Source organism: Paracoccus sp. Z118 (assembly GCF_019061185.1).
Taxonomy (GTDB): Bacteria; Pseudomonadota; Alphaproteobacteria; order Rhodobacterales; family Rhodobacteraceae; genus Paracoccus.
On record NZ_JAHQZU010000005.1, the window covers coordinates 75740 to 89188 of the forward strand.

Annotated in this window: 15 protein-coding genes and 1 pseudogene; 12 read left to right on the forward strand and 4 right to left on the reverse strand. The window is 66.4% G+C overall.

Annotated features, from left to right (window positions below; all coding sequences use genetic code 11):
- The first annotated feature begins 28 nt into the window (after positions 1–28).
- From KTN05_RS05680 to pheT, 6 genes are all read left to right on the forward strand, one after another.
- Complete coding sequence (locus tag KTN05_RS05680; RefSeq protein ID WP_217328421.1) at positions 29–253, forward strand: hypothetical protein; 225 nt, start codon at positions 29–31, stop codon at positions 251–253.
- Between the two features lie 105 nt (positions 254–358).
- Positions 359–559 carry a 50S ribosomal protein L35 gene (gene rpmI, locus KTN05_RS05685; protein WP_115754184.1) on the forward strand — a complete coding sequence of 67 codons (201 nt, stop codon included), beginning with the start codon at positions 359–361 and terminating at the stop codon, positions 557–559.
- 15 nt (positions 560–574) lie between these two features.
- Positions 575–955 (forward strand): 50S ribosomal protein L20, encoded by a 381-nt coding sequence (gene rplT / locus KTN05_RS05690; protein ID WP_217328422.1) that lies wholly within the window; start codon positions 575–577, stop codon positions 953–955.
- Positions 956–1086: 131 nt separating this feature from the next.
- Positions 1087–2169, forward strand: coding sequence for a phenylalanine--tRNA ligase subunit alpha (gene pheS, locus KTN05_RS05695; protein ID WP_217328423.1), 1083 nt, complete (start codon positions 1087–1089; stop codon positions 2167–2169).
- Positions 2170–2180: 11 nt separating this feature from the next.
- The gene (locus tag KTN05_RS05700) at positions 2181–2918 is read left to right on the forward strand and encodes a hypothetical protein (protein WP_217328424.1); all 738 of its coding nucleotides are present in this window, start codon (positions 2181–2183) and stop codon (positions 2916–2918) included.
- Positions 2915–5320: a phenylalanine--tRNA ligase subunit beta gene (pheT, locus tag KTN05_RS05705; RefSeq protein WP_217328425.1), complete on the forward strand. Its 2406-nt coding sequence runs from the start codon at positions 2915–2917 to the stop codon at positions 5318–5320. Before KTN05_RS05700 ends, pheT begins: the two co-directional genes overlap by 4 nt.
- A gap of 51 nt (positions 5321–5371) precedes the next feature.
- On the opposite strand, the gene KTN05_RS05710 is transcribed toward pheT, so the two are convergent.
- Positions 5372–6076, reverse strand: a complete 705-nt coding sequence (locus KTN05_RS05710; RefSeq protein WP_217328426.1) for a glutathione S-transferase N-terminal domain-containing protein — start codon at positions 6074–6076, stop codon at positions 5372–5374.
- 90 nt (positions 6077–6166) lie between these two features.
- On the opposite strand from KTN05_RS05710, the pseudogene mscL reads away from it, so the two are divergent.
- A pseudogene (gene mscL, locus KTN05_RS05715) lies at positions 6167–6577 on the forward strand (large conductance mechanosensitive channel protein MscL); the annotation flags it as partial.
- Positions 6578–6641: 64 nt separating this feature from the next.
- Here mscL and ald read toward each other — a convergent pair.
- Positions 6642–7754 (reverse strand): alanine dehydrogenase, encoded by a 1113-nt coding sequence (gene ald / locus KTN05_RS05720; protein WP_217328427.1) that lies wholly within the window; start codon positions 7752–7754, stop codon positions 6642–6644.
- Positions 7755–7860: 106 nt separating this feature from the next.
- Between ald and KTN05_RS05725 the strand changes: the two genes are divergently transcribed.
- Positions 7861–8343 (forward strand): Lrp/AsnC family transcriptional regulator, encoded by a 483-nt coding sequence (locus KTN05_RS05725; RefSeq protein WP_217328428.1) that lies wholly within the window; start codon positions 7861–7863, stop codon positions 8341–8343.
- A gap of 48 nt (positions 8344–8391) precedes the next feature.
- Entirely contained in the window at positions 8392–9531 is a 1140-nt protein-coding gene (locus tag KTN05_RS05730) for an HNH endonuclease (protein ID WP_217328429.1), read from the forward strand.
- Between the two features lie 188 nt (positions 9532–9719).
- On the opposite strand, the gene rpsU is transcribed toward KTN05_RS05730, so the two are convergent.
- The gene (gene rpsU, locus KTN05_RS05735; protein WP_011748553.1) at positions 9720–9926 is read right to left on the reverse strand and encodes a 30S ribosomal protein S21; all 207 of its coding nucleotides are present in this window, start codon (positions 9924–9926) and stop codon (positions 9720–9722) included.
- Between the two features lie 93 nt (positions 9927–10019).
- On the opposite strand from rpsU, the gene KTN05_RS05740 reads away from it, so the two are divergent.
- Together KTN05_RS05740 and KTN05_RS05745 are read left to right on the forward strand one after the other, a co-directional pair.
- Entirely contained in the window at positions 10020–10685 is a 666-nt protein-coding gene (locus KTN05_RS05740) for a COQ9 family protein (protein WP_217328430.1), read from the forward strand.
- Positions 10686–11678, forward strand: a complete 993-nt coding sequence (locus KTN05_RS05745; protein ID WP_217328431.1) for an NAD(P)H-quinone oxidoreductase — start codon at positions 10686–10688, stop codon at positions 11676–11678.
- Positions 11679–11931: 253 nt separating this feature from the next.
- Here KTN05_RS05745 and KTN05_RS05750 read toward each other — a convergent pair whose 3' ends face one another.
- On the reverse strand, positions 11932–12564 hold the full coding sequence (locus KTN05_RS05750) for a ribonuclease T2 (RefSeq protein ID WP_217328432.1): 633 nt from the start codon (positions 12562–12564) through the stop codon (positions 11932–11934).
- A gap of 144 nt (positions 12565–12708) precedes the next feature.
- Between KTN05_RS05750 and KTN05_RS05755 the strand changes: the two genes are divergently transcribed.
- A complete protein-coding gene (locus KTN05_RS05755; protein WP_217328433.1) occupies positions 12709–13428 on the forward strand; it encodes a DUF1013 domain-containing protein in 720 nt (239 codons plus the stop codon).
- Positions 13429–13449: the final 21 nt, after the last annotated feature.

Consider the following 13449-nt stretch of genomic DNA (forward strand, 5'->3'; position numbering starts at 1 on the left):
GGGGCGGCACGCGGCAACGGGAAACGGCATGAGCGATATTCTGATCCTTCTGGGCACGGCCTTGCTGGCGTTGTCCGTGATCCTTCTGATTGCGGCGCTCGCGCGGACCGAAGCGCCGCGGGGCGCGGCCATCGCCGCCGTCATCGGCGTGGCCGCCATCGTCTGGGGGGCCTGGATCGACCCGACCCCGTTCCGGGTGCAGGACCTCGGGCTTGCCTGGCAGCATCTGCTGAACGGCGACATCCGCATCTGATCTTGCATCGCCTGCCGCGCCCCGCTATAGGGCGCGCTTCTACCCCGTGCGGCCGGCCGGAATGGCATTGCCGAGTCGCGCGTTCACTCTGACAAGGAGATGAAAATGCCGAAGATGAAGACCAAGGCCGCTGCGAAGAAGCGGTTCTCGATGACCGCCACGGGCAAGGTCAAGGCCGGCCCGGCGGGCAAGCGCCACGGCATGATCAAGCGCTCGACGAAATTCATCCGCGACGTGACCGGGACCATGATCCTGTCCGACGCGGACGCGAAGATCGTCAAGAAATACATGCCCTATAACCGCTGATCGAGGAGCCGAGACATGTCCCGCGTTAAATCCGGCAAGGTCACCCACGCCCGCCACAAGAAGGTCCTTGACGCCGCCAAGGGCTATTACGGCAACCGCTCGCGCAACTTCCGCACCGCGACGCAGGCCGTTGACAAGGCCAACCAGTACGCGACCCGCGACCGCAAGACCCGCAAGCGCAACTTCCGTGCGCTGTGGATCCAGCGGATCAACGCCGCCGTCCGCGCGGTGGACGCCGAGATGACCTATTCGCGCTTCATCGCCGCGCTGTCCAAGGCGGGGATCGAGGTGGACCGCAAGGTTCTCGCCGATCTGGCCGTGCACGAGCCGGAAGCGTTCAACGCCATCGTCGCCCAAGCGAAGGCCGCGGCCGGCACCGAAGCCGCCGCCGCCTGACAGGCTGACCCTGACGACTGCCCGAACCCGCGCCCCTCGCGCGGGTTCTTTCGTTTTTCCTTTGCGGCCAGCGGCTTTCACGGCTCCCGCGCCCGTGCTAAGCCCGGCCCGCACGCAGCCGAGGCCCCCCGATGACCGACACCGACACGCTCCGCTCCACCTGGCTTTCCCGCGTGGCCGACGCCGCCGACGCGCCCGCGCTGGAGGAGGTGCGGCTTGCCGCGCTGGGAAAGAAGGGCGAGATCAGCGGGCTGATGAAGGAACTCGGCCGGATGACGCCCGAGGAGCGGCAGACTCGCGGCGCGGCGCTCAATCGTCTGCGCGACGAGATCGACACCGCGCTGCGCGCCCGCCGCTCCGCGATGGAGGATGCGGCGCTGGACGCGCGGCTGAAGTCCGAATGGCTGGACGTCACGCTGCCGGGCCGCCCGCGTCCCTCGGGCACGATCCATCCGGTGTCGCAGGTCATGGACGAGGTGACGGCGATCTTCGCCGACATGGGCTTTTCGGTGGCCGAGGGTCCGCAGGTCGAATCCGACTGGTATAATTTCGACGCCCTGAACATCCCGCCGGAACACCCCGCCCGGCAGGAACACGACACCTTCTTCATGGCCCGCGCGGAAGGCGACACCCGCCCGCCGCATGTGCTGCGCACCCACACCTCGCCCGTCCAGATCCGCGCGATGGAGGCGATGGGCGCCCCCATCCGCATCATCTGCCCCGGCCGCGTCTATCGCATGGACATGGACCAGACCCACACGCCCATGTTCCACCAGGTCGAGGGGCTGGCGATCGGCAAGGGCATCTCGATGGCCAACCTGAAATGGACGCTGGAGGAGTTCTGCCGCGCATTTTTCGAGGTGGATCAGGTCGAGCTGCGCTTCCGCGCCTCGCATTTCCCCTTCACCGAGCCCTCGGCCGAGGTCGATATCCGCTGCGACTGGTCCGGCGGGCAGTTGAAGATCGGACAGGGGGAGTCGTGGCTGGAGATTTTGGGATCGGGGATGGTGCATCCCAGGGTGCTGGAGGCGGGGGGGATCGACCCGGCGGAGTGGCAGGGGTTTGCGTTCGGCATGGGCATCGACCGGATCGCGATGTTGAAATACGGGATACCGGATTTGCGGGCGTTCTTCGAGAGCGATTTGCGCTGGTTGAGGCATTATGGGTTTGCGGCTGGTGATGTGCCATCGGTGAGTGGGGGGCTCTCGCGATGACAGCGATACACATGCCGCTGACGTGCTGCGGATACTGGGGCACGCTTAATTATGCCCACATCTGGCTCTCGGTCGACGCGATGATCTTGGGCGAACTGCGAAAGGACGGGGGCGTGTTTACGAAGCACTCCCTGTCCGAGACGCTTCGGCTCTACTCTGTCCGTCGTGGCTTTCCTTCTCTCGAAAAAGACACGAACGGACGTGATATTTCTGCCGTTGTTGAACTTGTTAATGAGAAACTGTGCAAGGTTCCAGAGGAGCTGGAAGCTAGGGCGGAGCAATGCATAGAATTGGCTAAGGATATGCAAATTATCGGGCTGACTGTGGGTCGGCAGGTTTCCGCAGCGACAAAGCTGTCGTGGTTCCTGTCTCCCGACAACTGGACCGTTTATGACAGCTACGCGGCGCGGGCCTTGGGTGTCGCAGATCCCAAGAAGTTCTACGCGAAATTACAGGGCATCGGCGGTAATACTGAAAGCGGATTTGCAACGCTTTGCTCTGCTATAGGCACGAGCTTGGAAGCTTCCGAATGGAGCCAACTCCGTCCCGCTCGGATCATCGACGGCATCCTTCTCAATCTCGGATCAATGGGTTCAAACGCTCGGGACGCGATTTCCCAGCGCCGCGCGGCGCAACTCGCCGGGCTGGTCGAAGGACTGCCAAAATCCGGCGGTGACCGTCTGATGCGACGCGCCCGAAGTGTGCAAACCCAGTTAGACGAGCTTGGACTAGGAACTCGATTGCAATGAAACTCACCCTCTCCTGGCTCCGTGACCATCTCGAAACCACGGCGACCCTGACCGAGATCACCGACGCGCTCACCGACCTCGGGCTCGAGGTCGAGGAGGTCGTCGATCCCGCCACCAAGCTCTCCGCCTTCACCATCGCCCGGATCGAGCATGCCGAGCCGCATCCCGACGCCGACCGGCTGCGGGTGCTGCGGGTGGCGACAAACGAGGGCGAGAAGCAGGTCGTCTGCGGCGCGCCGAATGCGCAAGCGGGGCTGGTCGGCGTGCTCGCCAGGCCCGGCGACTATGTGCCGGGGATCGACACGACGCTCGGCATCGGCAAGATCAGGGGCGTCGAGAGCCACGGCATGATGGCCTCGGAACGCGAGCTTGAGCTTTCGGACGAGCATAACGGCATCATCGAACTGCCCTCGGGTCAGGTCGGGCAGCGTTTCGTGGACTGGCTGGCCGAGAACGCGCCCGAGAAGATCGACCCGATGATCCACATCAAGATCACCCCGAACCGCCCGGACGCGCTCGGCGTGCGCGGGATCGCGCGCGATCTGGCGGCGCGGGGGCTGGGCACGTTGAAGCCGCTGACGGTGGAACCCGTTGCGGGCGGGTTCGACTCGCCCGTCCGCGTCACCATCGCGCCCGATGCCGCCGAGCGCGCGCCCTATTTCGCCGGGCGGCTGATCCGCGGCGTGACGAACGGCCCCTCGCCGGACTGGCTGCAGCAGCGGCTGAAGGCGATCGGGCTGCGGCCGATCTCGGCGCTGGTCGATATCACCAACTTCTTCACCTACGACCTGAACCGCCCGCTGCATGTCTTCGATGCGGGCAAGGTGCAGGGCGATCTGGTCGTGCGCAGCGCGGCGGAAGGCGAGAGCCTGCACGCGCTCGACGACAGGACCTATGCGCTGCGGCCGGGCGATCTGGTGATCGCGGACGCGAACGGGCCGGAAAGCCTCGCCGGGATCATGGGCGGCGAGGCGTCGGGCGTGACCGAAGGGACGACCGACGTGTTCCTGGAAAGCGCCTACTGGCAGCCAATCGGGATCGCCGCGACGGGCCGGGCGCTGAAGATCAACTCGGACGCGCGTTACCGCTTCGAGCGTGGCGTGGACCCGGCCTTCACCCGGCCGGGGCTGGAACTTGCGACGCGGCTGATCCTCGATCTCTGCGGCGGCGAGGCGAGCCATGTGGTCGAGGCGGGGGCGGTGCCGGACACGGGTCGCGCCTATCGGCTGGACCCGGAGCGGACGCAGAGCCTCGTCGGCATGGACATTCCCGAAGCCGAGCAGCGGGCCACGCTGGAGGCCTTGGGCTTCCGGCTGGAGGGCGACATGGCGCATGTGCCGAGCTGGCGTCCCGATGTGCAGGGCGAGGCCGATCTGGTCGAGGAAATCGCCCGCATCGCCAGCCTTTCGCGGCTCAAGGGTCAGCCCTTGCCGCGTCCCCGCGCGGGCGTGCCGCTGCCGGTGCTGACGCCCTTGCAGCGCCGCGAATCGGCGGCGCGGCGGATGGCGGCGGCCTTGGGCTACAACGAATGCGTGACCTACAGCTTCATCGACCAGCCCTCGGCGGCGCTGTTCGGCGGCGGCTCGGATGCGGTGCGGATCGAGAACCCGATCTCGTCGGAGATGACCCACCTGCGCCCCGACCTGCTGCCCGGCCTGCTGGCGGCGGCGGCGCGCAACCAGGCGCGCGGCTTCGCCGATCTGGCGCTGTTCGAGGTCGGGCCGGTCTTCACCGGCGGCGAGCCGGGCGAGCAGGCGGTGCAGCTTTCCGGCCTGCTGGTCGGCGCCTCGGCGGCGCGCGATCCCTTCGGCTCGCGCCGGGCGGTCGATCTTTACGACGCCAAGGCCGATGCCGAGGCGATCCTGAACGCCATCGGTGCCCCCGCGCGCGCGCAGATCGACCGCAGGGTGGACGGCTGGTGGCATCCGGGCCGCGCCGGCAACATCGCGCTGGGGCCGAACCGGCTTGCGACCTATGGCGAGGTGCATCCGCGCATCCTGAAGGCGATGGACGTGAAGGGGCCTGCGGTCGCCTTCACCGTCCACATCGCCAACGTGCCGCTGCCGAAGGTGAAGACGCCGACCCGTCCGGCGCTGACGATCAGCGATCTGCAGGCGGTGGAACGCGACTTCGCCTTCGTCGTGGACGCGAAGGTCGAGGCGCTGGCGATCGCCAATGCGGCGCAAGGGGCCGACAAGGCGCTGATCGAGAGCGTGCGCGTCTTCGACCAGTTCACCGGCGAGAAAGCCGAGGCGCAGATGGGCGCGGGCAAGAAATCCGTCGCCATCACCGCCCGGCTTCAGCCGCGCGACAGGACGCTGACCGACAAGGACATCGAGGCGGTCGCGGCGAAGATCGTGGAGAAGGTCGGCAAGGCCACCGGCGGCACCCTGCGGACCTGACCGGGCCGCAGCCGACGGGAACGGACCGGCCCGGCGGGCCGGTCCTTCGTCTCACTCGCTCGGCGGGACGTTCAGCCCCTTCTGCACCGCCGGACGCGCGAGGAAGGCTTCCTGCCAGCGCGCGACGTTACGGAAATCGTCGAGGCCGAGGGCGTCCTGCGCCTCGTAATGGGCGCGCAGGCCGCGCACCCAAGGCCCGATGGCGATGTCGGCGATCGAGTAGTCCCCCGTCACCCAATCGCGCCCGTCAAGCTGGCGGTCGAGGACGCCCAGCAGGCGCTTCGACTCGTTCAGGTATCGGGCGAGGGGGCGCTTGTCCTCGATCTCGGTGCCCTTGTAGCGGAAGAAATAGCCGACCTGTCCGAACATCGGCCCGACGCCGCCCATCTGGAACATCAGCCACTGGAGCGTCTGGTAGCGCGCCGACCCTTCGCGCGGCAGGAAGCGGCCGGTCTTGTCGGCCAGGTAGATCAGGATCGCGCCGGATTCCCAAAGCCCCATCGGCTGCCCGTCCGGCCCGTCCGGGTCGATGATCGCGGGGATCTTGTTGTTGGGGTTCAGCGACAGGAACTCGGGCGTCATCTGATCTTCGGGATCGCGGATGCTGATGCGGTGGACGTCATAGTCCAGCCCGCATTCCTCCAGCATGATCGAGATCTTGATGCCGTTGGGCGTCGCAAGGCTGTAAAGCTGGATCACCTCGGGCCGCCGAGGCGGCCAACGGTTCGTGATCGGGAAGCCACTCAGATTGGACATTCGGATTCTCCTTCGAGCTTGACAATTGTTTGGTAATCGCTGCCGTGCCACTTTGCGGGGCAGAGCAACCGGGCGGCGAAAGGGCTGGTCATGATCAAGGAGTTTCGCGATTTCATCGCCAAGGGCAATGTCATGGACATGGCCGTGGGCATCATCATCGGTGCGGCCTTCACCGCGATCGTCAGTTCGATGGTGAGCGATCTGATCGAGCCGATCCTCGGCCTCGTGACGGGCGGGACCGACTTCTCCAACTATTTCATTGCGATGGACTGGAACGACTATCCGGGCCTGTCGGCGGCGCGTGACGCGGGCGCGCCGGTCTTCGCCTATGGCAGCTTCATCACGGCGGTGATCAACTTCCTCATCATCGCCTTCGTGGTGTTCCTGCTGGTCAAGGGCGTGAACCGGATCAAGGAAACCGCGATGCGCAAGCAGGTGGCCGAGGATTCCGCCGCCGGCCCCTCGTCCGAGGCGCTGCTGGCCGAGATCCGCGACCTGCTGGCAGGCGGCGCGACCTCGCAGACGGTGGTGCGGGCGGGCGGCGATGCCGCGCCCGCGCCGGAGGTCACGCCAGCACGTCCTCCGGCCTGACCGCCTCGATCCCCAGCGCCTCGCCCACCGGGGGCGAGGTCAGGGTGCCCGCATGGACGGCCAGACCCGCGCGCAGATGCGGGTCGGCCTCCGCCGCCTCGCGCCAGCCCTTGTCCGCCAGCGCGAGGACGAAGGGCAGGGTGGCGTTCCCCAAGGCTTGCGTCGAGGTGCGGGCGACCGCGCCGGGCATGTTGGCGACGCAGTAATGCATGATGCCGTCCACCTCGTAGATCGGGTCCTGATGGGTGGTCGGGCGCGATGTCTCGAAACAGCCGCCCTGATCGATGGCGACGTCCACCATCGCCGCGCCCGGCAGCATCGTGGAAAGCTGCGCGCGGCTGACCAGCCGGGGCGCGGCCGCGCCGGGGATCAGCACCGCGCCGATCACCAGATCCGCGGCTGGTAGCAGGTCGGCGATGGCGCCGGCGCTGGAATACTGCGTCGTCAGCTTGCCCATGAAGACGTCGTCCAAGTGCGACAGCCGGGGCACGGAGCGGTCCAGCACCGTCACGTTCGCCCCCATGCCGACCGCCACCCGCGCCGCCGCCGTCCCCACCACGCCGCCGCCGATGATAAGCACCCGCGCCGGCCGAACGCCCGGCACCCCGCCCAGCAGGACGCCGCGCCCGCCATTCGCCTTCTGCAGCGTCCAGGCCCCGACCTGCGGCGCCAGCCGGCCGGCCACCTCGGACATCGGCGCCAGCAGCGGCAGCCCGCCCCGTGCGTCCGTCACCGTCTCATAGGCGATGGCGGTGACGCCCGACGCCAGCAGATCGCGCGTCTGGTCCGGGTCGGGGGCGAGGTGCAGATAGGCGAACAGCACCTGCCCCTTGCGCAGCAGGGCGCGTTCGGCAGGCTGCGGTTCCTTGACCTTGACGATCAGCTCGGCGGCGAACACCTCCACCGCATCCGCCGCGATCGTGGCCCCGGCGGCGGTATAATCCTCATCCGCGAAGCCCGCATCGGCACCTGCGCCGGTCTCGACGCTGACCGAGTGGCCGCGCGCGGCGAGCTCGCGCACCGCGTCGGGGGTCAGCCCGACCCGGAATTCCTGCGGTTTGATTTCCCTGGGGCACCCGATCTTCATCGGCGACTCTCCTGTGATTGCGCCATCCTGCCGATCATGCAGATTTCCGCTTAAATGCACAGGGTCGGACGGCTACACCCGGAAGGAAGCAGCAGCGGAGGCGGCGATGGCGGATCATTCTTCGACAGCGGGCGATCTGGACGCAACCGACCGCCGCATCCTGTCGGTCATCCAGAAGGAGGGCCGGATCTCCAACGCGGACCTCGCGCAGCGGATCAACCTGTCGGCCAGCGCCTGCCACCGCCGCGTGCAACGGCTGGAGGAGACGGGCATCATCGCCGGCTACGTGGCGGTGCTGGACCCCCGCCGGCTGGGCCGGACGACGACCGTCTATGTGGAGATCACCCTGTCGAGCCAGGGCGACGCGGTGCTGGACGCCTTTGAAAAGGCCGTCCGCGCGATCCCCGACGTGCTGGAATGCCACCTGATGGCGGGCGCGGCCGACTACCTGCTGAAGATCATGGCCGCCGACACCGACGACTTCGCCCGCATCCACCGCCAGCATCTGTCGCGCCTGCCGGGAGTGGCGCAGATGCAGTCGTCGTTCTCGCTGAGGACGGTGCTGCAGACGACGGCGTTGCCGGTGTGAGGGGAATGGGAGACTTGCCCGAAAGCAGCGTTGTTATGTGCTTTGATCATGTACTACTGGAATGTTGTGTGCCTCAAAGGAGCCGTCATGCCGGATTTTTTACTGAAGCCAATCTTTTGGAACACTGCGGGGTACAAGCACCCGTCCGGAGCGAGAGCCACCTCAGGATTTCCGAAGCTAAATGGCTTCGGTCATGAGGAATGGAACAACTCGGACAGAGCTGCCTTTTCTCAAGATGGCGTGCGATACCGGGCGTTTCATACGGAGAGGATAGGCAATGCAGAGCCTGAGGAAGGCGCCAGCTTTGTGTTCATGTTTGCTTCGCATGACGGCGTCCAGGATCTTGTGGGAATAGCCGGCAACGCCACCTGTCTGATGAATGATGACATGCGCCGGAAGGAGTTGGCCGATCGACTTGGTCTGGATGACCTGTGGCGCGAGGCTTGGGATGTTGGTGCGGTCAGAGCCAATTTCAATAACGACCAAGATGCGTTTAAGGCAAGCTGGCAGCCGGACGTGAAGTGGATTCCTAACTGGATATGTCCAGCTGGAATGTATCTGTGGTTAGAAAAGCCCGTCGCACTGAATGCGAGAGCAATTACGGGGAAGGAGCGACTTATCGGTATGTATAGCAGCTACTCCCAAATCGGTGTGGAGCAGGCGCTGACGATCTTAAGTCATGTTCCGGTACAGGATCGCTCTCCAACTTGGCACCGTCTAGTTGCGTCCGTTAGGCTTGCTGATTCCGCCGGTGTAGCTGTGGACACGAAGAAACTGACAAAAAGAAAGGACATTTCCGAGACAACCCGAAAGGCGTTGATGCAAGCCCGTATCGGACAGGGTCGGTTCCGGGCCGAGCTCGATCGCCGATGGGGCAAGAGGTGCGCGGTCACCGGTTGCGGTCAGCGCGAGGTTCTGCGTGCTTCGCATATCAAGAGTTGGCGATCGAGCAGCGATGAAGAGCGACTGGATAGTAGAAATGGCTTGTTGCTTGCTGCCCACATTGACGCTCTTTTCGACGGAGGCCTTATTTCGTTCGGCAAAGGTGGTGAGATGTTGATTTCCGATTTAGTGGCTGAGAGCGAACGTAGCCTGCTGGGCTTGCCGGCGCCTTTGCGCGGTGAGCTGCAACGTTCTGAACAAGAATTCCTCGCCTTCCACCGCCGAACGTACGGCTTCGAAGCCTAACCTGGTTGACCGTAATCGGCCATTGGAGAGCGATAGGTTAACTACGGCACGATCTACCCCCCACACATATACACCAGAAAAAAGAGAAAACCCCCGCGGCCACGGCCACGGGGGTTCCTTGAACCATTCGGTTCGCTGACGCCTCACGGCGCCGTCGCAAGACCTTACAGCGCGCCTTCGCGCACCCTTTAAAGGGCGCCTTCGCGCTGGGCCTTTTTACGGGCCAGCTTGCGGGCGCGGCGGACGGCCTCGGCCTTTTCACGGGCTTTCTTGACCGACGGCTTCTCGAAATGTTGCTTCAGCTTCATTTCGCGGAAGACTCCTTCGCGCTGAAGTTTCTTCTTCAGGGCACGAAGCGCCTGTTCGACGTTGTTGTCGCGAACGCTCACCTGCATGTGGTTGTCACCACCTTCCTAGGTTAGAGTTGATCTGATCTGCAGGAAGCGGCCCTATACCGCAACCTGCCCCCGTTTGTCCAGAGGATGACGATGACCGACAGCCTTCACCGCCTGCTGGACGCAGCGCTGATCCATGTGCCCTTCGACGGCATGAACGACCGGGCACTTGCCGCCGGTGCGCGCGACATCGGCATGGCGCACGAGCTTGCGCGGACGCTGTTCCCTCAGGGCGGCGCGAGCCTTGCCGCCGCCTATCACCGCCGGGGCGACGCGGAGCTGCGCCGCTGGATCGCCGCCCGGCCGGCGCAGGGGCGGTTCCGCGACCGGGTGGCCGAGGCGATCTGGCACCGGCTGGAGATCGCGGACCCCGAACTTGTGCGCGCCGGGGCCTCGGTCATGGCGCTGCCGCAGAATGCCGCGCGGGGGGCGCGGCTGATGTGGGACACGGCCGACACGATCTGGGACGCCTTGGGTGATTCGTCGGCGGATGTGAGCTGGTGGACCAAGCGGGCGAGCCTGTCCTCGGTCTGGGGGGCAGCGGTGCTCTACTGGCTCGGCGATTATTCCGAGGGGCGGGGGGACACCCGCGCCTTCATCGACCGGCGGATCGACGACGTGATGCGGTTCGAGAAGCTGAAGGGCGCCGCCCGGAAACTGCCCGGCGTCGGTTTGGCCGCCGATCTGGCGACCGGCTGGATACGGAAACCGGCGGCGGATGGCCGCTTTGCCGCGCCCGGCCGCGCGAAGGAGGACTGAATGAACCTGCCCGACGACATGGACGTGATCGAGATCTCGCAGCCCGGCGCCGCCGAGGTGCTGACGCCCGCCCGCCGCCCCGTCCCGATCCCCGGCGCGGGGCAGATCCTGATTCGCGTGGCCTATGCCGGGGTGAACCGCCCCGACGTGCTGCAACGCGCGGGCGCCTACGCGCCGCCGCCGGGCGCGTCGGACCTGCCGGGGCTGGAATGTTCGGGGCATGTCGCGGCGGTCGGGCCGGGCGTCACCCGCTGGAACGAAGGCGACGCGGTCTGCGCCCTGCTGCCCGGCGGCGGCTATGCCGAATACGTCACGACGCCCGCCGATCACGCACTGGCCGTTCCATCCGGGCTGTCCCTGCGCGAGGCGGCCTGCCTGCCGGAGACCACCTTCACCGTCTGGTCCAATGTGGTCATGCGCGGCGGGCTGCAGGCGGGCGAGCGGTTTCTCGTCCACGGCGGATCGTCGGGGATCGGCACGACGGCGATCCAGATCGGGGCGGCTATGGGCGCCCGCGTCTGGGCGACGGCGGGCACGGCCGAGAAATGCGCCGCCTGCGAGCGGCTGGGCGCGACGGCGATAAACTACCGCGAGCAGGACTTCGTCGAGGTGCTGTCGAATGAAGGCGGGGCGGACCTGATCCTCGATATGGTGGGCGGCGACTACATCCCCCGCAACATCCGCGCGCTGGCTGATGACGGGCGGCTGGTCTTCATCGCCTTCCTGAACGGGGCGAAGGCCGAACTGAACGTCTCGCCCATTATGCGCCGCCGCCTGACCGTCACCGGATCGACCCTGCGCCCGCAATCCGATCTCGCCAAGGCCGGGATCGCCGAGCAGCTGCGCCAGCATGTCTGGCCGATGATCGAGGCGGGCAAGCTGCGCCCGGTCATGGACCAGGAGTTCGCGCTGGCCGACGCTGCCGCCGCCCATGCCCGGATGGAAGGCGGCGATCACATCGGCAAGATCGTCCTGCGTGTGGTGGGGGATTGAGTCTGCTCCCCGGTCGAGATGTCCGCGGGGATCGCCGATCGGCACGGCCGGAGCCTCCGGCGGGGATATTTGAAGACAGAAGATGGCGAAGGCGAGGGGCACACACCCCGACCCGGCGCCCGTCCGGGTGGGGTGTGGCATCTCCTGTCACGGTCATCGGCGTCCCCGCCTGTACCGCATGACCATCATTGCAGGGAAACCTTAGCGTCCCGTTAATGCGGGCATCTTCTGTCCATAAATATCCGGCGGCATATCAACGCGGCGCCGGCATCAGCATCGGTCCTCGGCAGTCCCGGCGGGTGTCGGGCGCGCAGTCGCGGGGCGAGAGATCGCGCGTCAGGCAGATCCGCACCTCGTCCAGCCGGCCGCCGTCGCACGTGACCGTGATCCCGTTGCGCGTCATGTCGGGGTTCGTCTCGATGAACGCGTCCTCGATCACTGTCGCCGGCAGGGTGACGTCGCGCGGCAGCATCTGGAACAGCACGGGTATATCGGCCGCCGCGGCCGCCTCGCGCAGGGCATCGTAATATCCGGGGCCGGACAGGCCAGAGCACCGGCCGTGCTTCTGCCACTGATACCAGGCGAGATCGCCCGACGGCATGACGTCCGCCATCGCCGCGCTTTCACGCCGCGTGGGATCGCGCTGGTTGCTGTTGCACCAGTCGGGCCAGCCCCGCTCGTATTGGGGCCAGAGCCCGTGGACGATGAACCCCGTTCGTCGCCCGGAGTCGCATTGCGGCTCGTCTGCGTCCGACCCTTCGGTCGCGCACCAGGTCGGCGACCAGCTGAGCGCGAGGACGTAGTAGTCGAACTCTCCCGCCACGTCCTGCGCCGCCGCCGGCAGCGCGACGGCGGAGAGGGCGAGGGCGGCGAGCGCGTTGTTCATGCCCAAACCCTATCAGCCTGCAAAAAGGGCTTCAAACGGTCCGTGCCCGCGCGTATATTGCCGGTCACAATTCCCGAAATTGAGGATTGGCCCGCGCGCCGCCCCGGTTTCACCGGACAGGATACGTTTGCGAAGGAGCAACCCATGAACAAGCCGCTGATGGCCAAGGCGACCGCCGTCTGGCTGGTCGACAACACGACGCTCAGCTTCAAGCAGATCGGCGATTTCTGCGGCCTGCACGAGCTCGAGGTGCAGGGCATCGCCGATGGCGACGTCGCCACGGGGGTCAAGGGCTTCGACCCGGTGGCGTCCAACCAGCTGGACCCGGCCGAGATCGAGAAGGGCCAGAAGTACCCCGCCTACCGGCTGAAGCTGAAGCACAACCCCGCCGCCGAGGGCGAGGAGAAGCGCCGCGGCCCGCGCTACACCCCGCTGTCCAAGCGCCAGGACCGGCCCGCCGCGATCCTGTGGCTGGTCAAGTTCCACCCCGAGCTTGCCGATTCCCAGATCGCCAAGCTGGTGGGCACGACAAAGCCGACCATCGCCTCGATCCGCGAGCGGACGCACTGGAACATCTCGAACATCACCCCGATCGATCCGGTGGCGCTGGGCCTGTGCCGCCAGACCGAGCTGGATGCCGCGGTGCAGAAGGCCGCCAAGTCCAAGCCCGAGGTGATGAGCGACGACGAGCGCCGCAAGCTGGTCTCGACCGAGAACAGCCTGGAGATGAGCGACGAGCCGCGCCTGCCCTCGTCCATCGCCGGGCTGGAGGGGTTCAGCCTGACGCGCGAGCAGACGAAGCCCGAGCCGGAGGTGGATGCGGAGAGCTTCTTCAAGCGGCGACCGGCGGATGAGGAGGAGTGAGGGGGGGAGTCGCCTTTACCC